The sequence below is a fragment of the Gemmatimonadota bacterium genome, from assembly GCA_022560615.1.
GTDB lineage: Bacteria > Gemmatimonadota > Gemmatimonadetes > Longimicrobiales > Gaopeijiaceae > UBA1138.
In genome coordinates this window covers 103,700-130,682 of the sequence record JADFSR010000001.1, presented here as the reverse complement: position 1 = coordinate 130,682, position 26,983 = coordinate 103,700, and the positions used below count along the sequence as shown (strand labels likewise).

The window sequence follows — 26,983 nt, the reverse complement described above, 5'->3', positions numbered from 1 at the left end:
CACCCAGCGCGTCCGGAGTTCACGCCTCGTCCCGTGCGGTTGCGTCCGGCAGGACTCGTTGATCGCGGATACTCCCAAGACTGGCGCGATCCGATCGCGCCTGGATGCTGGCGACTAATTCCGCCTGGCCGGCTGCCAAGGCCCGGCTCGCAAAAGTTACGCGGTCCCCACGCCAGAACGAGGGGTGCCACGCCAGGATCCGGGCCAATAGGCCCTTACGGGCCCAAAAGGCCTCTGGATCGCGCAGGCGCAAGACCACTGACCCGTAGGCGCCCGGCGAGACTGATGCGACCTCATCCCAACTGATCAACCCGTTGATACTTGGGTTCGTAATTCCTCCAAGACGCTTGTCCGCCGTGATCCCCCAATGGCTCAAGACGAGCGCGGGGCCAGAGTGCGCAAGCCGACGAGCCCACGAAAGGCCCGCGCCGGAAAACAGAGCCGCGCAGAAGGAGCCGAAGAGCCAACCGGGGACCAATCCAGCCGCGAACCTCTGATCTGGGACCGTCAGCGCGATGACGATACCCCCGGCGACCAATGCCAAGGAAAACAGGGTCCAACCGAGACACACGGATCGGTTAAAGTTGTACGCGACGTCGGGAGCGTTCGACATGCCTGGATCGCTCGTGGAGCTCATATGTGACCTCGATGCAAAGCCGGCGCGCTCGAGGAGTGTGAGGCGCGGCTACGTGGGGGGTGGGTCCCCTGACTCGATCACCGCCGTGTCGATCCGGTGGATCACGCGAGCTATGATATCCTCGAACTGCCGCGAACGCTTCCGAGTCAGCCTCGGTGGCGCGGTCGAGTATCTTGCCAACCTCCTAGAGCCCACCTGGCGAGTGGCGCATCCCTAGCGGGGATCTAGCCGAACAATGTATCTCGGCGGAAACCCGGTCAAGAATCGAAACACCACACCAAGGCTATTTTCGCCATTAACGCGATCGTGCTCCTCATCGGTTACTGGCACCGCCAGGTAGGCGCCTTTCACACCATCCAGAGCGACCTGCACATTCGGATTCTCTAAGGCCCGTTTGTACCAAGCTCGGGGCCAGTGGTTCGCTGCCACGAAGAGCTGGCCATTGCTCTCCAGGCGAGCCAGGACTCGGTCGTGCGTCGTGCCATCCTCGTCGGAGGTGGTGATAACTAGCGTACTTTGGCCTGCGGGCTGGAAATACCCGAGCAAGGACTCGAACGCGACGATGATCCCTACATAAGCGAGGAACAAGATCGCGATTAGCTTTACGGCTTTCACTCCGAGACTCCCATTGGGCTCGTATTCTCTCGTGGAATCACGCTTCGCTTACGCACTCGGAACCGATCCGTGCCTCCTGGGAAAGAGCGATCAGGACGCTTGTGACGACCACGAACATGCGGCAGCGCGCGTCACTACGATACTTCTGGTCGTTCGTTGCTCCGCCGCGAGGAGTCCAGGATGCTCAGGACGGGCGTCGGGAACGGCGGCTACAGGAGGAGGCCGGTGGCTAGCTGCCGTCCGACGTGCCGGCTGCCCTCGCCAGCAAGTCGGCCACAATGAGGTCGCCGTGCTCTCGGCCGTTCTCGATGAAGATCTTATTGGCGTTGTGTCCTGCCGCGATCACGCCCGCGATGTAGAGACCGGGCACGTTCGTCCGCATGGTCGCCTTGTCGTGCGTCGGAATGCCCGTCTCCGGGTCGATCTCGACGCCTAGCGTCTGAAGAGGCGTGTGGTCCGCCCGCCACCCGGTCATCGCGACGACGAAGTCATTCTGAATCTCCGTATCGGTGCCGGTGGCCTCGTCACGGACGACGACCGACGAAGAACGAATCTCGGCGACGCGGCTATTCCAATGCACGCCGATCTCGCCTCGCTCCAGGCGATTCGTGATGTCGGGCACGACCCAGGGCTTTACGCCTCGATCGATCTTGTCGAGGAAGTGCACCATCGTGACCCGCGCGCCGTTCCTGTACATGTCGAGCGCGGACTCGACCGCTGAGTTGCCCGCGCCGACGACGAGCACGTCCTGGTCGTGGTAGGCGTAGGGCTCGCGGTAGTAGTGGTGGACCCTGTCGAGATCCTCTCCCGGCACGCCGAGCAGGTTCGGCCGGTCGAAACTTCCGGTGGCGACGACGACCGCGGCGGCGTGGTATGTCTCCTCCGTGCCGTCCGCCTTCCTCGTTTCGAGCGTGAAGTCGCCCTCGCCGCCGTGGATCGCTTCGACCTTCTGGTACTGTCGCACATCGATGTCCCAGTGCTCGACGACCCTACGATAGTACGCGAGCGCCTCCCGACGGGTCGGCTTCGAGTTTGGGATGGTGAACGGGACACCGCCGACCTCCAACATCACCGCGGTGCTGAAGAAGGTCATGTAGTAGGGATAGCCCATGAGCGAGCTCGTAACGCACCCTTTGTCGAAGAGCACACACGATACCCCGGCCTTCTTCGCGGCCGCGCCTGCAGCGATGCCACACGGGCCTGCACCGATGACGATGAGTTGGAATCGCTGGTTCATGCGGGCAGACTACCCCCTTGGCTTGAGCGGTTCCAGCCCGCCCGAGTGGAGTGCTCCTGGCGCGACCCCTGCAACTGCATCCAGTTTTGCCACCTCCGAGAGCTGGTAAGGCCATACGATCACCCAGTGCGCCATGACATCTGCAGAATCCGAGGCACGCAAGTCGTTGAACCGGCTGCGCCGAGCCGCCGAGAAGGCGCGCCGAGAGCTCGATGCTCTCCGGGGAGCACTAAGAAAGGCTGAGGGGAGCGATTTCCCCCTCGGGACGTACGAGAAGGTGGCTGAGTCGCTGAAACACGTTCTCGACTTCACGGACGAAGAGGGTGCTCGGCTTCAGGAGAAGATCCTACACGCCGGCGGCCTCGAGCCCGGCAGAGTGAAACGCGGCGGATGAACAGCGATCACGGAGTGAGATCTTGAGACGCAGCACCTTCGTTCGAGCCGCCGCGGTAGCTGGCGCCGGCACTCTCTTGGCACCGAGCCTGGCATTTGGGCGCAGGCGGGCCGACTTGGTGCTGCGCGGTGCGACGGTGTTCGACGGCACCGGGCGAGGGGGGCGCGAAGTCGACGTGGGCCTCACCGGAGACCGCATCACGGATGTCGGAAAGAACGTCGGCACCGGGGTCATCGAGATCGACCTGCGCGGATTGGCGCTGGCACCGGGCTTCATCGACATCCACTCGCATGCCGACCTCTCTCTGCTCATCAACAACAACGCGGAGAGCCGGATTCGCCAGGGCGTGACGCTGGAGGTCGTCGGTCAGGACGGCGCATCGATAGGGCCCTGGTCCGACGCCGGTTTCGAACAAACACGCGACCAATACCGCGAGCGGTACGGGGTCGAGATCGACTTCCGTGACCCGGCGGGTTTCCTGGACCGCATGGACCGGGAACGCGCCGCGGTCAACCTCGCGACGATGGTCGGGAATGGCGCACTCCGTGGCCTCGTGGTCGGGAACGAGGACCGGCCGGCGACGGACGCGGAACTCTCCCGCATGAAGGAACTGTTGCGCGACCAGATCAACCTTGGGTGTGTCGGCTTCTCATCGGGACTCGAGTACACGCCAAGCGGATTTGCCGACGCGGCGGAGCTCGTGGAGATGGCCGCGGTGCTGGAGGGGACCGGGTACCCGTACGCGACCCACATGAGGAACGAGGACGACCGGCTTCTTGCCGCGATCGAAGAAGCGCTGCACGTCGGCAGGCTGGCAGGAGTGCCGGTGCAGCTGTCGCACCTCAAGGCTCAGGGTCAGCGCAACTACTGGAAGGCCGATGCCGCGTTGCGGCTCATCGAGCAGGCACGTGCGGACGGCGTCGACGTGCACTTCGACCGGTACCCATACACGGCGTACTCGACCGGACTCTCCAACCTCTTTCCAAGCTCCTTCCGCAGCGGCGGCAGTCCGGCGTTTCTGCGTCGGCTGCGTGATCCGGAAACGGCGGGTCGGCTGGAGAAAGCGTGTCGTGAGAAGGTCGCGCTGCTGGGCGACTGGAACTCCGTGCAGATCACGAGCACGAACGACGCGACTTCCTGGGCGCGCGGCCGCCGCCTCGGTGATCTGGCCCGCGAACGAAGCGTGGAGCCCTATGCACTGACGCTCGAGTTGCTCGAAGCGAACGGCGGGCGTGTCGGCATGATCGGTCACGGCATGGATGAGGAGAACACCGCGAAGATTCTGGCGCACCCGCTCGGCATGATCTGCTCGGACGGTGGGGCGTACGCGCCGTACGGCCCGCTCTCCGGCGGCTCGCCCCACCCTCGCGGATACGGGTCGTTCGCTCGCCTGCTCGGCCACTACGTGCGGGACACGAGGGCGCTCTCGCTCGAGTCGGCGATCCACAAGGTGACGGGGATGCCCGCCAGGAAACTGCGCCTGGAGGACAGGGGCGTGATCGGGTTGGGGGCATGCGCGGATCTCGTCGCGTTCGATCCCGGAGCGGTGGCGGATCAGGCCACCTTCGAGGATCCGCACCAGTACGCCGTTGGCATCCCGCTGGTGATCGTGAACGGGGTCGTGACGATTCGGGACGGTGAGCACACCGGAGAGCTCGCGGGACGCGCCGTGCGAGGAACCGGGGGAGCCTGAGTATGTGCGACCCGACTCAGAACCTATACACGTAGTTCATCTTCACCGACCCGCCGCGCGACAACGTGATCAGGTCGCGGTCGTCCAGGATATTCGCGCCGAGGTTCTGCCAGTTGTGGGTATAGACCAGAAAAAGGTCGTTGCCGGGCTTCAAGATCCAGCGGAGGCGCGCAAAGAGACCCACGAGTTGGGTCTGGTCGTCGTAGCGGAGTTGGCCGGTCGTGCTGATCCACGGAGTCGGACTCCAGTCGGTCTCGACCTCGTAAAGGTTCGCGTCGAAGCTCCCCTGCGGGAGTGCCACCTTGTTGATCTGGAGGTTGGTTCCGATGCTGACCCCCGGTCTTGGCCGGAATGTGATCCGGCCTCCGAAGTTAGTGCGGGTACCGTTCCAGAACCCAGACCGGTTGATGCCTCCAAAGACGGAAACCCGCCGCCGGCCCGCGGTCCCGCCTCGAACCGAGTACTCCCAGTTCGTGTATTCGCCGGGTTCGATCGAGATGCCCTCACTCACGTCGTACCCGAAATCCAGATACTCGTAGGTCCGCTTGACGCTGAAGTTGACGTTGTCTCCGCTCTCGAAGCGGACGCCGAGCACGGTGAAGTTCCACTCCCGCTCTTCCAGTACCCCTGTACCCAACTGGGTCTGGTTCCGGAATTGAGCCGAGAAACTCAGGCTGCGGATCCAGTCGATGCTCTCGGGGCGCGGAGAGTAGCCGATCCGAGGCTCCACACGCCGGTAATTCCTTCGAGTAACGAAGCCCAGGGTAGGTCGGTATTCGCTGCCGAACTCTCGATAGGACAGATGGCCGGACCAGACATCGTTTGGGAAGTTGAAGCGAAGGCCCCGCGCCGAAAGGTCACCGAGCGACAGGTTCTCGGTCGGATCTGGGTTCGAGTTCCAGACGGCGAACGCCTCGAGCTCGGCGTTGTTGTTGCCCATGAAACTGCGCGAAGCCATCTGGAGATCGATTCCCGCGGTGTGCCCGATCTCCGGTGTGAACCCGCTCGCGTCCTCCGACGTCGAACGCCGCGTATAGATCGCGCCGATGGCGGACTGCTCGAAGATGCGCCTCTTCACGCGGGCGGCCGTGAATCGCTCCGTGGGCACCAGAGTGTTGCCGTCCAGCTCGTCGAAGTAGGTCTCCTCCCCGGTCCCGATCTGATAGAAACCCACCTCGTACGGCCCCACCTGGCCAGTAACCCGCGTACCGTAGTCGATGGGGATCTGCTGCCCCGATTTGAGCCCGATTTGCCGGGAGAAAAACGGTTGCGGACCGCTGCGCGGCGCGAACGAGAAGACGCCCGATCCCTCCAGGAAGAAATCGCGCCGCTCCGGGAAACGCGTCGGGAAGCGCGTGAGATTCACGCGCCGCTGGTCACTCTCCACCTCCGCGAAGTCGGTGTTCACCGAGAACGACGCGCGCAGGCTGGACGTAACGCTGTAGTTCAGGTCCAGGCTGATGTCGCGCGGGTACGTCGTTGGGGTGGCATTCGTGGGCACGTCGCGCCACCCCACGATCGAGGACGGCACGGCCTCGAGTCCGAGTCCCTGGGACATGCCATGGAGGCCCCTCAGCTCGCCGGCGTACACGGGTCGGCGAAGTCCTTCGTTCCGACGCCACCCGCGCCAGAGGATCTCCTCGTTGCGGCGTCGGATGGTACGCTGGAAGTTGATGCCCCACGTGTCCGAGTTGGGGTCGAAGTTCAGCGTCCGGAACGGGATCCGGATCTCCGCGGACCATCCGTCGGGACGGCGGGCCGTGCGGGCCTCCCAGATGCCGTCCCACGCTTTGCTGGAGCTGCCGCCGCTGAAGCCGCCGCCACCGCCGCCACCGCCGAAGCCGCCTCGGCCGCCGCCACTGCCGCTCATGAGGCCGTCACCCATGAGTCCGGCCGCGTTGATCTCGAAGAAGTAGCCGGTGCGCCCGTCGCGGAACGTGTCGAGGATCCACATGAAGCGATCGTCGGTGCCGAGAGAGGCGTCACGCTCGCGCTGAAAGGCGAGGATGCCTTCCGGGTCGTCATAGATGATCGCCCCGATGTACAGGTTGTCCTCGTCGTAGACGACCCAGACCTCCGTACGCTCGGACGGTTCGCCGCCCTCCACCGGATCCTGTTGCGTGAAGTCCGAGATGGGTACCGCTCTCGACCAGAACTCCTCCACGATCCGGCCGTCGAGCTGGACGTCCGTGCCGTCGGTCAGCCGGTACGCCTCCAGCACGGGAAGCTCGTCCTCGTCCGACGGTTGGGCGGCGGCACTCGACTGTTGGGCGGCGGCAATGGAATACGCACCCGACAGCGCGAGGCATATGGTGGTCACGGCTGGCAGCGCCGTTCGCTTCATTCGGTAGCTCCGGTCACGATTCTCCCCAGGAGCGCGTTCGCACCCGGGGACATCATGCGAGACACGTACGGGTGTGTCGTTGTTGGGCTCCTCCGGGTGCGCGGGGGAAGGGACTCGTACATTTTCGAGCATGACGCTAAGCGAGGGGACGAGCCCGAAGAAGGCCGGGTCGGCTGCGGTCGACTTCGACGCACTGGCGACGGAGTTGGCTGGGCGTTTCTCCGCGGGTGTGGAATCACCGTGGAGCGATACCGACTTCGGGGCCCTCGCGCTCCAGGTCTTCGAGTATCAGTTCGCGCACAACCCGACGTACCGGCGCTATAGTGAGCGACGCGGTGCGACTCCGAAAACGGTGCGAGCGTGGCGGGACGTTCCGCTTGTCCCGACAAGCGCCTTCAAGCATCTGGATCTGGTGGCAGGTGAAGCGCACACGGTGGAAGCTGTGTTCCACACCAGCGGGACCGACACGCAAAGTGGCGCGCCAGGACGGCACCTCATTCCGCGGCTGTCGTTGTACAGGGCGTCGCTGCTTCCGCCCTTCAAGGCGAACTTGCTGCCCGACGCGGACAGGCTCCGGTTCATTTCGCTCATCCCCTCACCTGACGAGCTGCCGCGATCATCGTTGTCGCACATGGTAGGAGCTGCTGCGCAGATCTTCGCGAGCGACGTGCACTGGGTGGTCGACGGCTCGGGTGTGCTCGATCGTGAGCTCCTCACCGGCGCGATACACGACTCGAGCAGGGAGGGTGAAGCGGTCCTACTGCTCGGAACCGCGTTCGCGTTCGTGCATGCGCTCGACCAGGATGCGCTCGGCTCGCTGCCTCCCGGCAGCCGGATCATGGAAACCGGTGGCTTCAAGGGCCTTTCCCGGGAGGTTCCGAGCGTAGAGTTGTACGGGGCTCTCTCGTCGGAGACGAGGGTCACCGTCGACCACATCGTGAACGAGTACGGCATGACGGAGTTGCAGTCCCAGCTCTACACGCCTGTGATGCGCGAATGTGGGCACGGCGCCGGCACGCACGTGTTGCCCCCGTGGATGCGGGTACGCGCGCTCGACCCCTCGACGCTGGAGGAAGTGGAGGAGGGTGCCGAGGGCCTGCTCGCGTTCTTCGACCTGGCGAACGCCGGTTCGGTGTGTCACGTGCTCACCGAGGACGTGGGTTCCGTCAGACGCGGCCGAGTCCGTCTTGCGGGTCGGGTCGTCGGGGCGGAGCCACGCGGCTGTTCGCGGGCGATGGACGACCTCATGGCCGCCTCAGACGTTTCGCGATGAGCCACGTCTTCGACGCATGGGCCCTGCCGCCCGGGGTCGGCCTTCCCGAACGGCCGAGCTTGTCGTTCGAGAGTGGGTCGATACAGGTCCGCTACCTCGACGCCGATCCCGATTGGTTGGCGCGCGTGCTCGACGCGCTCGTTGATTCGCGATCCGGGCTCGTGGATCGGCGCGCCGGCGATCTCTGCGTGAAGCTCGGCGCGGTCGGCGCGCGATTGCTCGACCCTCACGACACGCTCCGGATGAAGGCGCTCGAGTACCTGCCTGCCGATTCGGGGCTGTCGCCCGAGATGGCGACGGTCGTACTCGACGGCATGGCCCGCGACTGGGCGGAGGACCGCCTGCGAGCGCTACTCGACGCGGAGTTCGGCGACGTCGCGTATCTGGATGGCTTCGTCGAGCGGGAGGGTCGGAGCTCCATGGCGATGGGTCCTGGTCTCTGCTTTCAGGTCATCGCGGGTAGCGTGCCCGGCGTTGGGGTATCAGCACTGATCCGGAGCCTGCTCGTAAAGTCACCCACGCTGCTGAAACCGGGTCGGGGTGACTCCGTACTTCCGGTCCTGTTCGCTTCGGCGCTTCAGGAGGTAGACCCGGAGCTCGCCGCCGCCCTCGCTGTAGTGTATTGGCCGGGTGGCAGCGAAGTCCTCGAGAACGTCGCGCTCCTGCGGGCGGATGCGGTCGTCGCATACGGGGGCGACGAGACCGTGGCCGCGCTTCGCGGCCGAGCGCCGGTTACGACCCGCTTCGTCGCGTACCACCATCGCTTCAGCGTCGCCGTCGTGGGAGTCGAGGCACTCGGACAACCTCAGGCCAAGGCAAGCGCTGCGTCTCTCGCGAACGCTGTGGCGATCTTCGACCAACGCGGCTGCGTCTCGCCTCGGGTCGTATACGTCGAGGAGGGTGGAACGGTCAGCCCACGGGCGTTCGCGAGCCTGCTGGCACAAAGCCTCGCTGGCCTGGAACGCGATCTCCCCAGTGGGACACTCGACAGAGCCGAAGCCTCCGCGCTTCACCAGGTCAGGGGAACCGCCGAGCTGATGGTAGCCTCCGAATCCGGGGCGGAGATCCATCACGGAGGTGAGGCCCCCTGGACGGTGATCTTCGATCGTGGGCCCACGGCCATTGCACCGTGCTTGGGCCGGACGGTTCGGGTGGTTCCACTCACGGACTTGGAGCAGCTTCCCGACCTACTAGCTCGTGTGGGCGCACACCTACAGACCGTGGGGACCGCGGGACTCGGAGATCGCGAAAAGGGACTCGCGTCGCGCTTGGGCCGCGCCGGGGTCTCACGGGTGGTACCGCTTAGTGAGATGCCCTTTCCTCCCCCGTGGTGGCATCACGATGGAGGAAGCCCGCTGGGAGATCTGGTGCGGTGGGTCGATCTCGGAAGCGGATGAGGAGGATGAGGAGCTGTGCGCTCTATTCATCCTCCTCGGGCTGTTGCTCAGTCCGCCATATGACCATTTGACGCCCCCCGCGCGGATTCTCTTCAACGCGGACGGTCAGGGTGTCCCCCTCATCGATCCCCAAGTCTTCCCGCATATCCTGGGGAATCGTCACCCGCCCACCGACGCCGACTGTGACATCGGTATAGTAGAGGGTACGAAAGATGGCCATTCAGCCTCCTCGTGTTTCGTTCCAGAGCCACATAAGTTAAGCAAAAGCGCAATGGCTCTGAAGAGAGTCGCCGTGGCCGGCGTACTGCACTGCGAGAGCTGAGAATGGGGCCTCCACCCACCCTGTTCCGTCCCTTCAGATGAGCGTGACCAAATGAGCGACAACGGTTTCGCGGTGAGGCTAGAAGGCGTTACGAAGCGCTTCGGAAAGCACGCCGCGGTCTCCGACTTCGACTTCGAGGTTCCACGAGGCGTGATCTGCGGACTACTTGGCCCGAATGGGTCGGGCAAGACGACGATCCTGCGGATGATCATGGGCATCTTGCACCCGGACGAGGGTCGGGTCAGCCTCTTCGGCTCGGATCCCGACGTCACGCGGCGAACCAAGGTCGGATATCTGCCGGAGGAACGGGGTCTCTATAAGAAGATGAAGGTCCTGGAGTTGCTCATCTTTCTGGCTGAAATCCGGGGTGTGAAGCGGTCGGAGGGTCGGAAGCGCGCCAGTGACTGGCTCGAGCGCCTCGGTCTGACCGCCTGGGCCGACAAACGGGCGGAGGACCTCTCGAAGGGCATGCAGCAGAAGGTCCAGTTCATCGGAACGGTCCTCCACGAGCCTGAGTTGCTCATCCTCGACGAGCCGTTCAGCGGACTCGACCCGATCAACCAGGACGTGCTCGAGGAAATCGTGCGCGATTTCCATGCGAAGGGAACGACGATCCTCTTTTCGACGCACCTCATGCATCAGGCCGAACGGCTGTGTGAGCGGGTCTGCATGATCTCGAACTCGAAGAAGGTCTTGGATGCCGAGCTCAAGGAGCTCAAGGTCGCTGAGCGGAAGGGAGTCGTCGCGGTCGAGTTCGAGGGTCCGGATACGTGGATTCATGGCCCCGAGGTGGATCATGTGGAAGAGGTCGACGGAGCACTCCATCTGATCCTGCGAGATGGGGCTGATCACCAGGCGATTCTGGCACGCGGCGTTCAGTCCGAAGCGCGCATCCTCCGCTTCGACCTCGTCGAGCCGACGCTGCACGAGATCTTCGTACGTCACGCGGGCGCTGACGCCGTCGGTGACGCGGGCATGCCCCTCGGTGCGGGCATGGGTAGCGCGTGATGTGGCACAACGTCTGGGCGGTCATCCGCCGGGAATATTTGCAACGGGTACGCTCGAAGTGGTTCATCATCGTGACGCTTGCGGCCCCGATCTTGATGATCGGGATGATCGTCGTGCCCGCGTTCATCACGGCACGCGGTGATCAGGCCGACCGCAACATCCTGGTCGTGGACGGCTCGAACGTGCTGTACGAGCGACTTGTATCCGACCTCGAGGCCGGCGGCTACACCGTCGCCGAGGAGCGGTGGACGGTCGACGTGATCACCGATCTGCGGCGGCAGGCCTCTGATGGGGACATAGGTGGCTTCCTCGTACTCGACGAGCTGACGCTCGAGACGGGCGAAGCCGTGATGTATACGAACGATCGGCCGTCCACGATCCGTCGCGTGATGCTGCGTAGCGCGATCGTGCGCGCCGCGCTCGAGTACCGGCTAGAAGAGCAGGGTCTCGACGCCGGCGCGATGCTGGCGGGCGGCGAGCTCCGGGTCGAGATGCTCGTCGAAGACGGCTCCGACATGGACGATCCGCAGTTCCTCGTGGCCTACATGGGGACGCTCTTCCTCTACATGGTCATTCTCATTTACGCGGTCTCCGTGATGCGCGCGACGCTGGAAGAGAAGACCACTCGAATGGTGGAAGTGATCATTTCCTCGATGAAGCCGTGGCATCTGATGCTGGGCAAGATTGTCGGTGTGGGCGCGGTGAGCCTCACGCAGATGGCGGTGTGGTTGTGCATGGGAGTCCTCGTCGTCGGCGCGGGCGTTCCCATGTTGATCGCCGCGCGGCCAGAACTGGCATCGCTCGAGAACGTCGTGCAGGTCCTGCCCGGCCTCGCGCTGCTGCTCTTGTTCGTTGGCTTCTTCCTGTTCGGGTTCTTCATGTATTCGGGGCTGTACGCCGCGGTCGGGGCGATGTGCAGCACGGAAGAGGAGGCTCAGCAGGCACAGTTTCCCGTCATGATGTTCCTCATAGTGCCGATCCTTTTCGTCATGCAGGCGATCCAAGATCCGCTGGCACCTCTCGTCACCGGACTCTCGCTCTTCCCGCTCTTCACACCGGTGCTGATGTGGGCGCGCGTGGCCGGGGGAGGTGTTCCGGGATGGCAGGTCGGGCTCTCGTTCGTGCTGATGGGCGCCACCGTCTTCGGCGTGGCGTGGGTGGCAGGTAGGATCTACAAGGTCGGGATCTTGATGGCCGGGAAGAGGCCCAGTCTGCCGGAGCTGTGGCGCTGGGTGAGGGAAGCGTGAGGGGGCCGGGCATGAGCTCGTTTCTGGCGGTCACGCGGCGGGAGTACCTGCAGCGGGTGCGGTCGAAGTGGTTCCTCTTCGCCACGCTCGGCGGGCCCTTGCTCATGGCGGCGATGATCTTCGTACCCGCCTATTTCCAGGCGCGCAGCGCGACCACGGATCGTGACCTGGTCATCGCCGACGCCACGGAGCGCCTTGCGGAGCGGGTCGCGTCGAGGCTCGAGGACGCAGGCTATGCGGTGCGGATCGAGCGCTGGAGCGAAGGTGTGAGAGAGCGGCTCTCTCAACAGGCGATAGACGGCGATTTCGGGGGGTTCATTCTTCTGGACAGCGAAACGCTTCAGACGGGGACGGCGTCTCTCTACACCACGTCGCGGCCGTCGTCTCTACGCCGCCTGATGATGCAGTCGCTCATCACGCGGTCGGTGCTGGAGGCGGCGCTCGAGGTCGATGGGGTCGACGCCGGCGCGTTGCTCGATGGTGGGGACCTGCGCATCGAGTTGCTCAACGGCGATCAAATCTCCGACGACTCGCCGGAATTCCTAATCGGGTTTATCGGCTCCATGATGCTCTACATGGTGATCTTGCTCTGGGCGGTCGCGGTCATGCGTGCCACGCTCGAGGAGAAGACGAGCCGCATCGCCGAGATCATCGTTTCCTCGATGAAGCCGATGTACCTGATGCTCGGAAAGATCGTCGGTGTCGGTGCCGTGGGGCTCACGCAGATGCTCGTGTGGGCCGGGTCGTTGGCGGTCATCCTCGTTGTCGCGCTACCCGCGATCGTTGCGGCCCGCCCGGAGCTTGCGGTGCTGGAGAGAGTCCCTGAGATGCTTCCGGGCCAGGGGGCCTTGGCGCTCTTCGTCGGCTATTTCCTCTTCGGTTTCTTCATCTTTGCCGGCATGTATGCTGCGGTCGGCGCGATGTGCAGCAGCGAAGAGGAGGTGCAGCAGGCTCAGATTCCGGTGCTCTTCTTGATCATCACGCCGATCATGTTCCTCTCCACCGTCATCGAGAACCCGACGAGCACCCTGTCGGTCGGTCTATCCCTCTTTCCGTTCTTCTCGCCGATTCTGATGTGGCCACGCGTGGTCGCCTCGGCAGCACCTGTGTGGCAGATCGCCGTGTCGTTCATCCTCATGCTGGGCGCTCTGTTCGCCGTCGCATGGCTCGCAGGAAGGATCTATAAGGTCGGCATGCTCATGACCGGCAAGCGGCCGACGCTCCCCGAGCTACTGCGATGGGTGAGGGAGGCCTGAAGGACTATGCCTCGTCATCCGGTAGAGCGGACCGGAGCAGCCCTTCCAACTGACGGTCGTCGAAGCTGCGTGCCTTGGCGACTGCCTCCTCATAGCTCTGCTCGATGACGATGACGGTTGTCCTTACTGGCTCCTTCGCGAAGTCGCTCGAGTCGGCGGCGTCGAACCGAAGACGTGCGCGGTAGAGGTCCGGCCGATGGGGGTCATCGTCGAACTCGAGGTATGCGTCCCAGATCCGTCTTCTGTGCGCGATCGTCGCGACATGGAGACCGGGGACAGACCCGGGGGCGGAGCGGTGCTGACCAGGCGTCATACTTAGACCATACGTGCCGTGGTCCCGTGATGGTAGGTCACCCTCGTGCGCGCAGGGTCTTCCGCGCGACCCCGAGCGCTTCGCTCAGCTCGCGAAGCTCCGACTCACCAAGCACTTCCTGCCCGTACCGTGCGCGTAGGTACAGGTCGACAACGCGTTCCGCGGCTCGTCCCGCGGTCGCTCGGCGCTCTCGGACTCTGGCCACCAATGCCAGCGGCGTCAGCCCCGCGGTGATGCCCAGCTCCGCACGCGCGCACGCTTCCCGCAGCTCAAGGTACGCGCGCGTCGCGGGCGCTAGCTCACGGCCGCCACGGCGAGCCCAGAAGAGGCCTGCGACGAGGAGAAGCAGGAGCAGCGCTACACCGAGGGGGCTTCGCCCAGATTCGCCGCCCGCGCCGGTCAGGGAGTCACGCGTCCTGCTTCCCAACAGTCCCGACCAGCGATCGAACATGCCTATCTGATCCTCCAAATCGTAGTTGAGCACCCACTTGCTCCACCGGTGCTGGAGTCCGTCGAAGAAGATCCGCCCCGGCCAGAACCAGGAAGTGAGCTGGGCCGACGATCCGGAGCCGGCGGGCGTCGGGTCGAACATCACCCAACCGTAGCTCGGGAACCAAACCTCGACCCAGGAGTGCGCCTCGTTCTGCGTCACGACCAGATAGTCGCCGAACCGGCTCCACTGACCGCCCAAGAACCCGTTCACATTTCGGGTCTGCACACCGAGTGTGCGTAGCATGACGGCCATCGCAGTGCTGAAATACTCGCAGTGGCCGGCTTGCCGCTCGAAGAGGAAATAGTCGAGCGTCGCCTCGCGCGCGGTGGCGGGCAGCTCACGCGTGTACTCGAAGCTTTGCAGATACCGTTGGATAGCGACCGCCTGGTCGTACTGGTTGTCGATTCCGGCGGTCAAGGAGTCCGCGAGGGCCGCGATGCGTGGGTCGAGATCGTTCGACAGCTGCACGAAGTGCCGGGCGCGGGGGGTATAACCCTCAGCGACCCGTAAGGAATTGGGCCCGGGCGGCTGAGATCGTGAGTATGCGGTATACGAAGGCGGGCCGCGGCCCCAGTAGAGGTGGTCGCCCGCGTTGTCGAAGAGGGCTTGGATCCCGTTCTCCCCTTCGATGTTGATGGCGGGGTGGAGTGCAAAGAGCACACGCACGTCGAGCGGAGCAGCGAAGATCCTCTGCTCGATGAGGCCACCGCTCCACCGTTCCCGATAGAAGCCCGGCAGCGCCGACGGAGGGAGGTCCCTCGAGCGCACCCAACGGATGCCGTCGAAGAGGTCGTACGAGCGACCACGCCAGTGCAGCGAGGCGATGTCCTCCGGCGGACCCTCCGGGAACTCGACCCGGAGCACGATCTCCGGGTTGCCGAGAATCGTCGAGCCGAACTGTCCGAGCGAGATCTGATCACTGAAACCCGCGATGGACGTAGCCAGCGTCTCACCGCGTCCCGCCCATCCCTGAGACACGCGAGGGAACGCGACGAAGACGACGAGCGCCACCATCAGGATCACCCCGGCGAGTGCTCCCGTAGTGGCAACGAGTTCTCGGCTGAGCGGAAGCTCCCGAACCTTGTGGGCCTCGGCCTCCCGGCGCAGGTGCCCGACCATGAGCGTGAGCGTCGCGAGACCGATGTATGCGACAAAGGCGATCAGGAAGACGATACCGGGGCGATACGCGGTGGACGCCAGGATCAGCGCGAAAGAGAGCGCGTAGAGTCGGACATCATTCGGAGCGTCGAGCGACCGCAACGCTTCCGCCGCGAGCAGCAGCAGCAGCAGATCGACGACCGGGATCACCACGTCGTCCTGGATGACGAAGACGTGGATCAGCGCGCGGGCCACGAGCAATACTGCGAGAGGTAAGAAGGCCTTCTCCATGCGCGCGGAGAGGTCGCGATCCGGGTGCCAGAAGAGGGCAGTGGCGAGCGCGAGCGCGGCAAGCGCAGCGGAGATCGGCTCGAAGCCTGCGCCACCCGCGAACGCGAGCAAACCGGTGAGGCCCATGGAGACAGCGAGCCGTCGGTGGAGCAACCTCAGACTCACGCGGCCTCCTCGACGTGCATGTGCGCGTCCCTGCCCACCGCGAAGACGTCGCCGAAGCTGCCGCCGCCCTCGACACAGACGAGGATGCACGACGCAGGATCCACTGGAGGGGCGGGCGCCGGGTTCGTCGGAAGGAAGTCGACCCGAGCCAGAGCATCGAGGATTCGCTCGAGTTGACCGGGGCCCTCGGCGGGCTCGAGGACGACGTCTCCAGCCACGAGCGCTACGGGCCTGGCTTCGGCAATGGCGCGAGCGGCCAGTGACGCAGCGACCTCGACCGCTACCTCGGCCGCGTCCGTCGGTTCTGTCCGCGTATCGAGGCAGATCCAGCGCGTTTCTGCCCCGTCGCGCTCATACTCGCGAATGACGGGTTCAAGCAGCCGTGCGGAAGAACGCCAGTGGATGTCACGGGGGTCGTCGCCGGGTCGGTAGGCTCTCAGGGTACGGTACTCGCCGGTGGTGCCGAGGGCGCCCCGGGCCGAAACGCCGACCCTGGGTGCGCGCCCACCGCCAGGTGACGGTGCGCGCACCGGCCGGTCCGAGCGCGGCCACACGACGACCTCTCCGGCGACCTGGATGTCCCGCTGTTTCACAAACATCCCGAATGGGAACGCCGTCGAGAGCGTCACGGTCCCAAGTGGGTAGATACCGCGCCGCAGGAAGCTGTTCGTCGAACGAGCCTCCGCGGTGCCGCCCGCCGGAACGTACGCCAGGAACGCGCCCTCCGGCAGGCCCTCCTCGAAGATCTCCACCGTGAGGCTCGGTAGCCGCTTCTTGAGGTTGCGCACGTGGTAGCCGAGTCGCATCGGTTGCCCCACCGTGACCGTGCGGGGCAGGTGGCGTTTCACGCGCAGCCCCGAGATCGCTTGCTCGGAGAGCCACCCGCTCACGGCGATGAAGCCGAGCATCGACCCGAGCAGCAGATAGAGCAGGTTATTGCCCGTGTTCATCGCCGCGAAGCCGACCGCCAAGGCGCCGATCGTGAAGGCGAGCCCGCCCGACGTGAAGCTGATGCGCCGCCAGGCCCGGAATTTCCGCCATGTCTCTTTGATCCCAGCGAACAGCGCGGAAGTCAAACCGGAGCCTCCACCTCGTCGAGAATCCCCTCGAGTATCCGGGTTGCCTGTTCGTGCGCGTCCAGGGTGGAGCCGGTGGTGCCCGTGGGCAGAATTCGGTGAGCGAGGCACGGCACGACGAGTTCACGGACATCGTCCGGAACGAGGTACGTGCGGCCCTGAGTCAGCGCGTGGGCCCTGGCCGCGCGGAAGAGGTGGATGTTACCACGCGGGCTCACGCCCATACGCAGTTGAGACGACGTGCGCGTTTTCTCGACGATCGCCATCAGATAGTCGAGGATGGCATCGTCGACTTCGACGTCCTCGACGCGCTCTTGCAGCGCCAGCACCTGTGCCGTGGAGAGAACGGTCTGGAGGCGATCCATGATCGGCTCGGTCGCTGAGGACTCGGTCAGGATGCGCCGTTCCGCTTCGGGACCCGGATACCCGATCGTGATGCGCATCAGAAACCGGTCGAGCTGACTTTCGGGCAGCGGATAGGTGCCGTGATGCTCGAGCGGGTTTTGCGTGGCCATGACCACGAAAGGCTTCGGTAGCTCGTGCGTCTGGTCGTCGATGGTGACGCTGCCCTCCTGCATCGCCTCGAGCAGGCCACTCTGCGTTCGTGGGGGTGCGCGGTTGATCTCGTCCGCGAGCACGACGTTGGTGAAGAGGGGGCCACGACGGGTCTCGAAGTCGGCGGTCTTGGGGTTGTACACCGAGACTCCGATAACGTCGGACGGCAGCAGGTCGGCGGTGAACTGGATACGACGGAAGCCCACGCCCAGCGTCTTGGCGAGCGCATGCGCAAGCGTCGTCTTGCCCACTCCCGGTACGTCCTCGAATAGCACGTGTCCACGCGCCAGCACACAAGCGAGCGCGAGCCGGACGACCTCGCTCTTTCCGTGGAAGACCTTCTCGACTTCCTGCACCAAACGGTCCAGGAGCTCCAACGAGGGTTGGGTCGCCCTCGATGGTGCGGGCGCCGTCGTTTCAGGCATCGGAAGTCACGTAGTGCGGTACCAGGGTCGGGAACGATCCGCCGACCCGCGTTGTCGCGGGCCCAAAGATAGCCCGCATCGGGGGTGTTCGCTCGCCTCGAAAATCAGGTGGGCCAAAGTGGAAAAAGTATAACACCCACGCGGAGAAAAAGGTTTCTCGGAGGGGGTCTCGACCGTCTTGACCCTACCCCGATCGTTCACGTAGCTTCAGGCCGCATTTAGGGCTTGTTCCGATCTGTCACAAGGAGTCGATGGATCGCAGAAGGGCCCTTCCGGCGCCCCTCGTCCGGGGGCGCTCTGCTGCCTTCAGGAACAAGGTCCGCATGAGAAAGCGTTGGCTCATAGGCGGGCTGGCCGGCGTTTTTGTGCTTGCCGGTCTCGCGTTCGTCCAGGGTGGACGTAGCCAGGGCGCAGAGGGAGTCGAGAGTCCGTCCGAGTCCGGGCAGCCCATCGCATTCCCCCACAATCAGCACGCCGGCAGCGAGCCTGGGCAGAACAACATGGACTGCCAATTCTGTCACTTCTCTGCAGAGCGTTCCGTCGCCGCGGGCATCCCGTCCGTCGCGACCTGCTGGGGCTGCCACGTGGCGATTCCCGGCACGAACAATCCGGACGAGGTGGCCAAAATCCAAGGGTATATGGAGCGCGACGAGCCGATTCCGTGGGTCAGGATCTACAAGATCTCGGACCACGCGCACTTCCCGCACATGCGGCACATCAACGCCGGTCTCGAGTGCCAGCAGTGCCATGGTGAGATCCAGGAGATGGAAGTGCTGAGCAAACCGGACGGATGGTGGGTTCCAGTGAAGGAGTTGTTTTTCGGACAAGATCCGGTCTGGGGTGGTGACAACATGGGGTGGTGTGTGGACTGCCACCGGCAGCCGGATGAGAACGGCGAGCCGCAGGCGTCCACGGACTGCGCCGTCTGCCACTACTAGAGGGCGGAGATATCCAACACATGACCGATGGCATCAAGCGGCGTGACTTCCTGAAAGTCCTCGGCGTCTCGGGCGCCGGTGCCACCCTCGCAGGGTGCTCCACCAAGGACGTCGAACGCCTGCTTCCATATGTAGTGGCCCCCGATGAGATCACACCGGGTGTCGCGACCTGGTACACGACGGTATGCGGCGGCTGTTCCGCGCAGTGCGGCATGTGGGTGCGCACGCGCGAGGGTCGCGCGGTAAAGGTAGAGGGCAACCCCAACCACCCCGTCTCTCAAGGCGGTCTCTGCTCCAAGGGTCATGCGACGCTCCAGCACCTCTACAACCCGGATCGCTTCCCCGGCCCGATGATCCGAGAGGGCGGTAGCCTTCGGCAGGGTACGTGGGACGAGGCGGAGCAGTTGCTCGCGGCGCGAATCCGCGCGACCGGCAACGTGATGTTCATCGGTGGTCGCATGGGTCCCTCGATGAACAATCTGGTCGACCAGTTCGTCACGGCGGTGAACGGTACGCGCGTCGAGTACGACGCGGTGTCCGACGCACCGCTTCGAGAGGCGGCCCGCATCGCATACGGCGCGGCGGGACTGCCACGCTACGACATCGCCAACGCGAGGCTGTTGCTGTCGTTCAGCAACGACTTCATCGAGACCGGTTCCTCGCCCGTTGCCCACAACAAGGGTCTCGCTCGGATGAGCGCGGTGGATGCGGCGGGCTCGAAAGGACGCTTCGTATACCTCGGGCCGCGGCTCTCGACGACAGGGCTGAACGCCGACGAGTGGATTCCCATCCGACCGGGCTCCGAGGCTGCGGTCGCGCTCGGCATGGCCTCAGTGATCGCGGATGATGCCAGCGCCGCGGGCCCCTACGCCGACGTACTACGTTCGTACAGCCCGGCGGCGGCGGCTCAGGCAGCAGGCGTCAGCGAGGATTCGATCCGTGAGCTCGCGGAGCGCTTCGCTTCCGAGAGCCCGACGCTCGCACTGGGTCCCGGTGTGGGTGGTCACCATCGGAACGCGACCGCGGCGAACATCGCGGTCATGATCCTGAACGACGTCGCCGGCAACGTCGGTCGTACGGTCCACTATGATGCGGGCGTGACCGCCGCGGCGAGCGCGTATGCGGACATGGAGTCCGCAGTGAGCGCGATGGCCGTCGGCCAGGTCGGCGTCGCGATCGTGCACGGCACGAATCCCGCGTACTCGATGCCGGCCGCGTCCGGCTTCGTGGAAGCGTTCAATCAGGTGACCTTCAAAGTTTCCTTCGCTTCGGCGATGGACGAGACCGCGGGTCTGGCCGACCTGATTCTGCCGGACCGCCACTTCCTCGAGGCGTGGGGCGACTCGATGCCTCGACAGGGCGTGATGGCGCTCCAACAGCCGGTCATGCAGCCGGTTCCGCACTTCGACTCCAAGCAGGCCGGTGACGTGCTGCTAGCGGTGTCCGTGGAGCTGGGCAACGACTTCGGCGCGGCGACGTTCTACGACTTCATGCGCAACCGCCACATGGAGATGCACGACGCGTCCACGGGCGACTTCGAGACCTGGTGGCGCCTGGCGTTGCGCACCGGCGCGGTTGAACAAGAAATGGGATCGACGGCCGCGGCGTCGCAGCTACAGGCACCGGACGCCGCGCTCTCGTTCGACGCACCGACGCTCGATCTCGGTGGGGAGCTGACGCTTCTCGTCCACCCGTCGCCGCGCTTCGGCGGCGGTGAGTTCTCGAACAGCCCATGGCTCCTGGAGCTACCGGATCCGGTCTCGAAGATCACGTGGCACTCGTGGCTGGAGATGAACCCGCACACTGCGGAGCAGCGCGGCATCCGCGAAGGTGACATCGTCACCGTGTCGTCGCCGCACGGCACGGTCGACGTTCCGGTCTGGATCTATCCAGGCATCCGCGAGGACGCGGTCGCGCTCGCGATGGGCGGCGGTCACACGAACATGGGCCGCTGGGCCGACGGAAGCGGTGTGAACGCGTTGGCGCTCCTGCCGTCCGAGTCGGAGCAACCGTCGGGCGCGATGGTTACGCTCGCGACGACCGTCACTGTGACTCCCACCGGGGAGCGCCGCCGGATCGCGACTATCGAGGGATCAAACGATCAACACGACCGGCAGATCGCGCCCGCCGTGGCGCTCGCCGATCTCGGACACGCGGTGGAAGGCGAGCAGGAGGAGGGTCACGGCGAACTCCAGGAGCTGCAGGGCGCCGGTGGATTCGTGCCCGTGCCAGCCGAGGGCGGCGCGTCCACGGCGTTCCCGCTCGAGGGCGCCCGGCACGGTGAGTACGCCGATGCGCACGAGCGTCCGCGCTGGGGGATGGCGATCGACCTCGACAAGTGCACGGGATGCAGCGCTTGCGTGACCGCGTGCCAGGCCGAGAACAACGTGCCCTGGGTCGGTGAGGATCAGATCGTCATGGGCCGGGACATGAATTGGGTGCGGATCGAGCGCTACTACGAGCAGATCGACGCAACGCAGGCGGGCGATCTGGACGTGCGCTTCCTGCCGATGATCTGCCAGCACTGCGGCAACGCGCCCTGTGAGCCGGTCTGCCCGGTGTTCGCTACGTACCACACGCCCGAAGGGGTGAACGTGCAGATCTACAACCGCTGTGTGGGCACGCGGTACTGCGCGAACAACTGCCCGTACAAGGTCCGCGTCTTCAACTGGTATCGCTATACGGACGAAAACGTACCCGAGCCGATGAACTGGCAGTGGAACCCGGACGTCACCGTTCGCTCGAACGGCGTCATGGAGAAGTGCAGCTTCTGCATGCAGCGCATCCGCGAGGTCGAGAACCGTGCCGCTTTAGAGGGCGGTCGTGAGATCAACGACGGTGAAATCGTGCCGGCCTGTGAGCAGAGCTGCCCCGCCGAGGCGATCGTTTTCGGCAATGTCCGTGACCCGAACTCCCGCGTGTCGCAGGTGATTTCGAGCGAGCGCACGTACCGGGCTCTCGACGAAATCGTCAACACGCAGCCGGCCGTGCACTACCTGAAGAAGGTGACGTTCCACGAGTTGCCCGCGGGAGGGCACGAATAGTGTCCACCGCCACCAAAGACCCAATCGCTCGCGGAGCGCTAGCCCACCCCGACGTCACCAGGCTCGACGACGTCAACCGCGACGTCCTGCGAGCCCTCGAGACCCCCGGCAAGGGATGGTGGGCACTCTTCGCGGTGGCGGTGGCGGGCGTGGGCCTGTTGGGCATCAGTTGGGGTTGGCAGCTCTACAAGGGTATCGGCGTCTCGGGTCTGAACTCGCCTGTCGGTTGGGGCGTCTACATCACCTCCTTCGTCTTCTGGGTCGGTATCGCGCACTCGGGCACACTGATCTCTGCGATTCTATTCCTCTTCCGAGCGCCCTGGAGACAGGCCATCTACCGGGCAGCCGAGGCGATGACGGTCTTCGCGGTGATGACCGCGGGCCTCTTCCCGCTGATCCACATGGGGCGGGTGTGGCACGGGTATTGGCTCATGCCGTACCCGAACTCCCGGTTCCTGTGGCCGAACTTCAAGTCACCACTGGTTTGGGACGTATTCGCGATCACAACGTACTTCACGGTGTCCGCGACGTTCTTCTACCTGGGCACGATCCCGGACCTCGCGGCGGCGCGTGACCGAGCCACGGGGCTGAGGAAGAAGCTGTACCAGGTGATCTCGATGGGCTGGCGCGGCACCGACCAGCAGTGGCACCACTTCGGCAAGGCGTACATGTTCCTCGCGGCGCTCGCTACGCCGCTGGTGCTCTCGGTGCACTCGGTCGTTTCGTGGGACTTCGCCGTGACGATCGTGCCGGGCTGGCACGCGACGATCTTCGCGCCGTATTTCGTCGCCGGAGCCATCTACTCCGGCGTGGCGATGGTCATCACGCTCGTCGTGCCGATCCGGAAGGCCTTCGGCCTCGAAGCGTACCTCACCACGAAGCACTTCGACGCGATGGCCAAGCTCTGCTTGCTGACGTCGCTGATCGTGTTTTACGCGTACATCTCCGAGTTCTTCATGGCGTGGTACAGCGGTGAGGAAATCGAGCGCACCGCCTTCTGGAACCGCCTCTTCGGCACCTACTGGTGGGCGACCTGGATCATGCTGACGTGCAACGTCTTCGTTCCGGTCATGCTGTGGTTCAAGCGGGTGCGGCACTCGATCCCGGCGCTCTTCGTCATCTCGATCTTCATCAACATCGGGATGTGGTTCGAGCGTTACGTGATCGTCGTCACGTCGCTACACCACGAGTACGAGCCGTTCGCGTGGGGCATCTACCGGCCGTCCCTCACCGAGATGGGGATCTTGATCGGCAGCTTCTGCTGGTTCGGCTTCTGGTTCCTGCTCTTCACGAGACTCCTTCCGCCCGTCGCGATCCAAGAGCTCAAGGAGGTCCTGCCACCACCGATGCGTAGGCAGAAGGAGGCCCACTCATGAGTAGCACTGCAGGGCTCCTCGCCTCGTACGAGTACCTCGACTCCACGGTCGACGCGATCGAGCAGCTCAAGAAAGCCGGATTCAAGGGGGTGAAGGCGTACTCACCGTACCCCGATCACCACATCGAGCACGCGCTCGGTTACGACCAGAGCCCGGTTCGCGTCTGGACGCTGGTAGGTGGCCTCACGGGAGCCGCGACGGGTTTTGCGTTCACCACGTGGACCTCGATGGACTGGCCTCTGGTGGTAGGTGGCAAACCCATCGTCTCGATTCCGGCCTACATCATCATCGCGTTCGAGTTGATGATTCTCTTCGGGGCGTTGTCGACTTTGATCGGCCTCTTCATTCTCAGTCGCTTGCCCAATTTGAGACCCGCAGTGGTCTATGATCCCGAGTTCACGGCCGGGCGCTACGGCGTATACGTCGAGGCGGAGGGCGGTCGCCTCGACGAGGCGAGGAACATCCTGAACAGGCAGGAGCCGATCGAGCTTCGCGAGGGAGAAGGAGGGGCCGATGCTTAACTTCCGGTTCAGCCGCCCGCTCGTTGCGGCCCTCGCGCTCATGACGCTGGCCGGTTGCAAACCGCTCGACGACGTTGCGGTCCTCGTCTTCGGGCGCAGCATGCGCGATCAGCGCTCGTTCGACCCGTACGAGAACCCGCGCGGCGCGCCTGAGAACTCTGTGGCATTCGCGTCGGGCAACTATCCAGCCGCGCCGGGTGAGGTCAACCTCGGACAGCCGGAGGGCGTCGACGTGCCGCGGTTCACACAGTTGGATCTGGGCACCCCGGGTGAGGGCGGGCCGGTGATCCAGGGGCTCGTAAACCCGATGGATCCGAACGATGCGGTGTCGATGGCGCGTGGCGAGGAGATGTACATGCGCTTCTGCGTCGTGTGTCACGGCCCGGACGGGGTCGGCGCGAACGCGTACATCGCGGATAAGCACCCGTTGCTTCCGGCCTACAACGTCTCCGGTGAGCAGGTCGCCGCGTACAGCGAACAGTACATCTACGCGATAATTCGCGTCGGGCGCGGGCTCATGCCCGAGTACGGCAGCCGGATCACGCACTTCGACCGTTGGAGTGTCGTGAACTACGTCAGGCAGCTCCAACGGCAGGCGGGTAACACGCCTGCCGGAGGAGACGAGTAGTGGCTAACATCGACATCCCCTCGGAAGTTCCGGTCCGGTACCTGCCGCGTTCGAAGAACGCTTCGATGCTGGCGGGAGGCCTCTTCTTGGTCGGCCTCGCGGCATTCGTGATTCGGCTCGGCCAGGATCCGGAGTCGGCCTGGATCAGCTACGTGTCGAACTGGCTGTACTTCACGAGCATCTCGGTCGGCGGCGTGCTCTTCGCGTTCGTGACATGGATCACCAAGGCCAAGTGGAACTGGTCGATGCGCCGCGTCAGCCAGTCGTTCGTGGCGTTCCTGCCGATCTCGTTCCTGCTGATGTTGCCGATGCTGCTCTTCCTCCGGGAGAACTATTTCCCCTGGATCGAGATGATGGCGACGGACCCGATCGTGCAGAAGAAGGCGGCGTATCTGAACATGCCGTTCCTGGTCACACGGAACCTTGTGGGCGTGCTTCTGCTCTTCGGCATGGCGCTGTACTTCGTGTACCACGCGGTGCGCCCGGACATGGGGCTCACGAGGGGCGCCGAGGGAGGTGACCGGGCACGAGCGACGTGGCGCGAGCGCCTCACCCAGGGCTGGATGGGCCAGGAGCAGGAAGAGGTCAACAGCTACAAGCGCATGACCACGATCGCTCCTGCGTTTGTCATCGTGTACGCCCTCGTCATGAGCGTCATCGTGTACGACTGGGTGATGACGCTCGAGCCGCACTGGTACAGCACGATGATCGGTCCGTGGTTCTTCATGGGCGCGTTCTGGGGCGGGATCGCATGCACCGCGCTGTGGAGTCTTTACCTGCGGACTCAACACGACGACTTCAAGAACCACATCGGGCTGCAGCAGCGGCACGACATCGGCAAGCTCGCCTTCGCGTTCTGCGTATTCTGGACCTACCTGTTCTTCGGTCAGTACCTCGTGATCTGGTACGGCAAGCTGCCGTGGGAGCAGGCGTGGATCGTGACCCGGTCGGACCCGGCGTCGTGGGGCCCGTACTGGCTGATGGTGATCGTGCTCTGCTTCGTGATCCCGTTCGCAGGGCTGCTGGGCCGGAAAGCGAAGATGAAGCCGAAGTTGCTGGCGTTCTTCACGTCGGTGATCGTTGTGGGCCTCTGGTTGGAGCGCTACGGCTTGGTGGCACCTTCGCTGTGGCACGAGGGTGAAGAGGTCTTCCCGATCTGGCAGCCGCTGATCGGGTGCATGTTCCTGGGACTGTATCTGGGGGCGGTGCGGTGGTTCTTGAGCACGTTTCCGGCGATGCAGCTCTGGCAGCCTATGGTGGATCCGGAGGTTTTCGAGGCTGAGTTGGTGGCTGCGGACTAACCTCTGTGCAGGGACCGCCGGATGGGCTCTACTCGCCGCGCTTCGGCTTAATCGGGGTCTCTGGGGGACGCTGGCTGTGGGCGCTTGGTTTGGGTTCGCGGGGGGCTAAGCTCCTGCGCGGAAATTCGCTCGCTTTGCTCGCCCGGAGGCCGGCTTTGCCGGACTCCGGTTTCCGTCTTCGTCGCTTGTTCGCGGGGTACGCCTGCGCGCTCTGAGCAGAACCCATCCGTCGGTCTCATTACCGTTTTTCCTTGTTGGGTCGGGTGGGTGGCCGATCCTCGTATTCCGGTGGCTCGCGGGAGTGGCGAACATGGTTTGCGATGAATTCCAAGACCCGAGCGACACTCCCTGACTGGCTGCGGGAGCTCTTGCGGCGCCTCGACGACGAGATGGTGCTCCGCGGATATGCCCGACAAACACGATCGCTCTATTCCGCCCACGCGCGACGATTCTATGCGGGGAGAGCGGCCGAGGATCAAGTGGCCACGGACGGGGAGGTCCGCGCCTGGTTGCTGGGTATGCTCCGGTCAGGCTTGTCGCACAGCTATGCCAACCAAGCGCTGAGCGCTCTCAGGTTCCTGCACCGATACGTCCTGAACGCGCCTGCTCCCGTGGCCGGCATCCCACGGCCGAAACGCGGGAAGACGCTGCCCAAGGTTCTCAGCGCGCTGGAGGCACGTCGCTTCCTGAACGAGCTCGGGTCACCCAAGCACCGAGCCATCGCGTTCATTCTGTATTCCGCCGGGCTCCGCGTGGGCGAGGTCTCACGGCTGCGGGTGGAGGACGTCGATTCTCAACGAGGGCAGATCCATGTCCGACAGGGGAAGGGTCGCAAGGACCGCTACGTCATGCTGTCGCCGGTGGTACTCGGCGTGTTGAGGGAATACGTCCGCGTGGAACGACCCGCGCACTGGCTCTTCCCAGGCGGGCACAGACGGGACAGACACATCACCACCAGATCCATCCAGAAGCAGGTCGCCCGGGCCGGGAAGAGAGCCGGTATCAGAAAGCGGGTCACCCCGCACATGCTGCGGCATAGCTTCGCGACCCATCTCCTAGAGGGCGGAACGGACCTGCGGAGCATCCAGGAACTGCTCGGACACGCGAAGATCTCCACGACGGTCATCTACACGCACGTGGCCCAGCGTGATCTCCGGAAGATAAAGAGCCCCATCGACCAGCTCTTCGAAGACGACGAATAGGGCGGGTTGGGACGTCATGGATTGGGAGTGGCGCGACAAGAGGTGAATTGTCTGCCTTCGCGACCCGCTGCGCGATTGCCCCATTGGCGATCTTCGCGATTCTGGCTGTCAGGCCCAATAGGCGATACGGTTCG

Annotated in this window: 23 protein-coding genes; 14 read left to right on the top strand and 9 right to left on the bottom strand. The window is 64.5% G+C overall.

Features of this window, described 5'->3' with window-relative positions:
- Nucleotides 1–19 precede the first annotated feature (19 nt).
- The 3 genes from IIB36_00585 to ypdA all read right to left on the bottom strand — a co-directional run bounded on the left by IIB36_00585 (nt 20) and on the right by ypdA (nt 2,489).
- Nucleotides 20–637, bottom strand: a complete 618-nt coding sequence (locus IIB36_00585; protein MCH7530239.1) for a hypothetical protein — start codon at nt 635–637, stop codon at nt 20–22.
- A gap of 213 nt (nt 638–850) precedes the next feature.
- Entirely contained in the window at nt 851–1,252 is a 402-nt protein-coding gene (locus IIB36_00580; protein MCH7530238.1) for a nitroreductase family deazaflavin-dependent oxidoreductase, read from the bottom strand.
- 229 nt (nt 1,253–1,481) lie between these two features.
- Complete coding sequence (ypdA, locus tag IIB36_00575) at nt 1,482–2,489, bottom strand: YpdA family putative bacillithiol disulfide reductase (GenBank protein ID MCH7530237.1); 1,008 nt, start codon at nt 2,487–2,489, stop codon at nt 1,482–1,484.
- A 133-nt stretch (nt 2,490–2,622) separates the two neighbouring features.
- On the opposite strand from ypdA, the gene IIB36_00570 reads away from it, so the two are divergent.
- Both IIB36_00570 and IIB36_00565 read left to right on the top strand, forming a co-directional pair.
- Nucleotides 2,623–2,883: a hypothetical protein gene (locus tag IIB36_00570; protein ID MCH7530236.1), complete on the top strand. Its 261-nt coding sequence runs from the start codon at nt 2,623–2,625 to the stop codon at nt 2,881–2,883.
- Nucleotides 2,884–2,905: 22 nt separating this feature from the next.
- Entirely contained in the window at nt 2,906–4,576 is a 1,671-nt protein-coding gene (locus IIB36_00565) for a D-aminoacylase (GenBank protein ID MCH7530235.1), read from the top strand.
- A gap of 16 nt (nt 4,577–4,592) precedes the next feature.
- On the opposite strand, the gene IIB36_00560 is transcribed toward IIB36_00565, so the two are convergent.
- Entirely contained in the window at nt 4,593–6,920 is a 2,328-nt protein-coding gene (locus tag IIB36_00560; protein ID MCH7530234.1) for a carbohydrate binding family 9 domain-containing protein, read from the bottom strand.
- A gap of 130 nt (nt 6,921–7,050) precedes the next feature.
- Here IIB36_00560 and IIB36_00555 point away from each other — a divergent pair, with 130 nt between their 5' ends.
- Together IIB36_00555 and IIB36_00550 are read left to right on the top strand one after the other, a co-directional pair.
- Complete coding sequence (locus IIB36_00555) at nt 7,051–8,193, top strand: long-chain fatty acid--CoA ligase (GenBank protein MCH7530233.1); 1,143 nt, start codon at nt 7,051–7,053, stop codon at nt 8,191–8,193.
- Complete coding sequence (locus tag IIB36_00550; protein MCH7530232.1) at nt 8,190–9,590, top strand: hypothetical protein; 1,401 nt, start codon at nt 8,190–8,192, stop codon at nt 9,588–9,590. The genes IIB36_00555 and IIB36_00550 overlap by 4 nt, the downstream gene beginning before the upstream one ends.
- A gap of 22 nt (nt 9,591–9,612) precedes the next feature.
- Here IIB36_00550 and IIB36_00545 read toward each other — a convergent pair whose 3' ends face one another.
- Nucleotides 9,613–9,810 (bottom strand): AbrB/MazE/SpoVT family DNA-binding domain-containing protein, encoded by a 198-nt coding sequence (locus IIB36_00545; protein MCH7530231.1) that lies wholly within the window; start codon nt 9,808–9,810, stop codon nt 9,613–9,615.
- A gap of 153 nt (nt 9,811–9,963) precedes the next feature.
- Between IIB36_00545 and IIB36_00540 the strand changes: the two genes are divergently transcribed.
- Genes IIB36_00540 through IIB36_00530 form a run of 3 tightly spaced genes read left to right on the top strand, consistent with a single transcriptional unit; the run spans nt 9,964 to nt 13,423 of the window.
- On the top strand, nt 9,964–10,920 hold the full coding sequence (locus IIB36_00540) for an ATP-binding cassette domain-containing protein (GenBank protein MCH7530230.1): 957 nt from the start codon (nt 9,964–9,966) through the stop codon (nt 10,918–10,920).
- Nucleotides 10,920–12,167, top strand: coding sequence for an ABC transporter permease (locus IIB36_00535; GenBank protein ID MCH7530229.1), 1,248 nt, complete (start codon nt 10,920–10,922; stop codon nt 12,165–12,167). Before IIB36_00540 ends, IIB36_00535 begins: the two co-directional genes overlap by 1 nt.
- An 11-nt stretch (nt 12,168–12,178) precedes the next feature.
- Entirely contained in the window at nt 12,179–13,423 is a 1,245-nt protein-coding gene (locus tag IIB36_00530) for an ABC transporter permease (protein ID MCH7530228.1), read from the top strand.
- Between the two features lie 4 nt (nt 13,424–13,427).
- On the opposite strand, the gene IIB36_00525 is transcribed toward IIB36_00530, so the two are convergent.
- Genes IIB36_00525 through IIB36_00510 form a run of 4 tightly spaced genes read right to left on the bottom strand, consistent with a single transcriptional unit; the run spans nt 13,428 to nt 17,839 of the window.
- Nucleotides 13,428–13,736, bottom strand: coding sequence for a hypothetical protein (locus tag IIB36_00525; protein MCH7530227.1), 309 nt, complete (start codon nt 13,734–13,736; stop codon nt 13,428–13,430).
- Nucleotides 13,737–13,773: 37 nt separating this feature from the next.
- Nucleotides 13,774–15,783, bottom strand: a complete 2,010-nt coding sequence (locus IIB36_00520) for a DUF3488 domain-containing protein (GenBank protein MCH7530226.1) — start codon at nt 15,781–15,783, stop codon at nt 13,774–13,776.
- Nucleotides 15,780–16,859 carry a DUF58 domain-containing protein gene (locus tag IIB36_00515; protein ID MCH7530225.1) on the bottom strand — a complete coding sequence of 360 codons (1,080 nt, stop codon included), beginning with the start codon at nt 16,857–16,859 and terminating at the stop codon, nt 15,780–15,782. Before IIB36_00515 ends, IIB36_00520 begins: the two co-directional genes overlap by 4 nt.
- Nucleotides 16,856–17,839: a MoxR family ATPase gene (locus IIB36_00510; GenBank protein ID MCH7530224.1), complete on the bottom strand. Its 984-nt coding sequence runs from the start codon at nt 17,837–17,839 to the stop codon at nt 16,856–16,858. The genes IIB36_00515 and IIB36_00510 overlap by 4 nt, the downstream gene beginning before the upstream one ends.
- A gap of 323 nt (nt 17,840–18,162) precedes the next feature.
- On the opposite strand from IIB36_00510, the gene IIB36_00505 reads away from it, so the two are divergent.
- From IIB36_00505 to IIB36_00475, 7 genes are all read left to right on the top strand, one after another.
- Nucleotides 18,163–18,777, top strand: coding sequence for a cytochrome c3 family protein (locus IIB36_00505; protein ID MCH7530223.1), 615 nt, complete (start codon nt 18,163–18,165; stop codon nt 18,775–18,777).
- A 20-nt stretch (nt 18,778–18,797) separates the two neighbouring features.
- On the top strand, nt 18,798–21,821 hold the full coding sequence (locus IIB36_00500) for a molybdopterin-dependent oxidoreductase (protein MCH7530222.1): 3,024 nt from the start codon (nt 18,798–18,800) through the stop codon (nt 21,819–21,821).
- Nucleotides 21,821–23,197 carry a polysulfide reductase NrfD gene (gene nrfD / locus IIB36_00495; protein ID MCH7530221.1) on the top strand — a complete coding sequence of 459 codons (1,377 nt, stop codon included), beginning with the start codon at nt 21,821–21,823 and terminating at the stop codon, nt 23,195–23,197. The genes IIB36_00500 and nrfD overlap by 1 nt, the downstream gene beginning before the upstream one ends.
- A complete protein-coding gene (locus IIB36_00490; protein MCH7530220.1) occupies nt 23,194–23,718 on the top strand; it encodes a DUF3341 domain-containing protein in 525 nt (174 codons plus the stop codon). Before nrfD ends, IIB36_00490 begins: the two co-directional genes overlap by 4 nt.
- A complete protein-coding gene (locus IIB36_00485; GenBank protein ID MCH7530219.1) occupies nt 23,711–24,346 on the top strand; it encodes a c-type cytochrome in 636 nt (211 codons plus the stop codon). Before IIB36_00490 ends, IIB36_00485 begins: the two co-directional genes overlap by 8 nt.
- Nucleotides 24,346–25,647, top strand: coding sequence for a hypothetical protein (locus tag IIB36_00480; protein MCH7530218.1), 1,302 nt, complete (start codon nt 24,346–24,348; stop codon nt 25,645–25,647). The genes IIB36_00485 and IIB36_00480 overlap by 1 nt, the downstream gene beginning before the upstream one ends.
- Nucleotides 25,648–25,967: 320 nt before the next feature.
- Nucleotides 25,968–26,849: a tyrosine-type recombinase/integrase gene (locus tag IIB36_00475; protein ID MCH7530217.1), complete on the top strand. Its 882-nt coding sequence runs from the start codon at nt 25,968–25,970 to the stop codon at nt 26,847–26,849.
- Nucleotides 26,850–26,983 lie beyond the last annotated feature (134 nt).

Coding starts and splice junctions, on each gene's coding strand:
- IIB36_00555 (MCH7530233.1), top strand. CDS start 7,051: ATGACGCTAAGCGAGGGGACGAGCCCGAAGAAGGCCGGGTCGGCTGCG.
- IIB36_00540 (MCH7530230.1), top strand. CDS start 9,964: ATGAGCGACAACGGTTTCGCGGTGAGGCTAGAAGGCGTTACGAAGCGC.
- IIB36_00560 (MCH7530234.1), bottom strand. CDS start 6,920: ATGAAGCGAACGGCGCTGCCAGCCGTGACCACCATATGCCTCGCGCTG.
- ypdA (MCH7530237.1), bottom strand. CDS start 2,489: ATGAACCAGCGATTCCAACTCATCGTCATCGGTGCAGGCCCGTGTGGC.
- IIB36_00510 (MCH7530224.1), bottom strand. CDS start 17,839: ATGCCTGAAACGACGGCGCCCGCACCATCGAGGGCGACCCAACCCTCG.
- IIB36_00490 (MCH7530220.1), top strand. CDS start 23,194: ATGAGTAGCACTGCAGGGCTCCTCGCCTCGTACGAGTACCTCGACTCC.
- IIB36_00545 (MCH7530231.1), bottom strand. CDS start 9,810: ATGGCCATCTTTCGTACCCTCTACTATACCGATGTCACAGTCGGCGTC.
- IIB36_00530 (MCH7530228.1), top strand. CDS start 12,179: ATGAGCTCGTTTCTGGCGGTCACGCGGCGGGAGTACCTGCAGCGGGTG.
- IIB36_00585 (MCH7530239.1), bottom strand. CDS start 637: ATGAGCTCCACGAGCGATCCAGGCATGTCGAACGCTCCCGACGTCGCG.
- IIB36_00570 (MCH7530236.1), top strand. CDS start 2,623: ATGACATCTGCAGAATCCGAGGCACGCAAGTCGTTGAACCGGCTGCGC.
- IIB36_00505 (MCH7530223.1), top strand. CDS start 18,163: ATGAGAAAGCGTTGGCTCATAGGCGGGCTGGCCGGCGTTTTTGTGCTT.
- IIB36_00485 (MCH7530219.1), top strand. CDS start 23,711: ATGCTTAACTTCCGGTTCAGCCGCCCGCTCGTTGCGGCCCTCGCGCTC.
- IIB36_00535 (MCH7530229.1), top strand. CDS start 10,920: ATGTGGCACAACGTCTGGGCGGTCATCCGCCGGGAATATTTGCAACGG.
- IIB36_00500 (MCH7530222.1), top strand. CDS start 18,798: ATGACCGATGGCATCAAGCGGCGTGACTTCCTGAAAGTCCTCGGCGTC.
- IIB36_00525 (MCH7530227.1), bottom strand. CDS start 13,736: ATGACGCCTGGTCAGCACCGCTCCGCCCCCGGGTCTGTCCCCGGTCTC.
- IIB36_00475 (MCH7530217.1), top strand. CDS start 25,968: ATGAATTCCAAGACCCGAGCGACACTCCCTGACTGGCTGCGGGAGCTC.
- IIB36_00550 (MCH7530232.1), top strand. CDS start 8,190: ATGAGCCACGTCTTCGACGCATGGGCCCTGCCGCCCGGGGTCGGCCTT.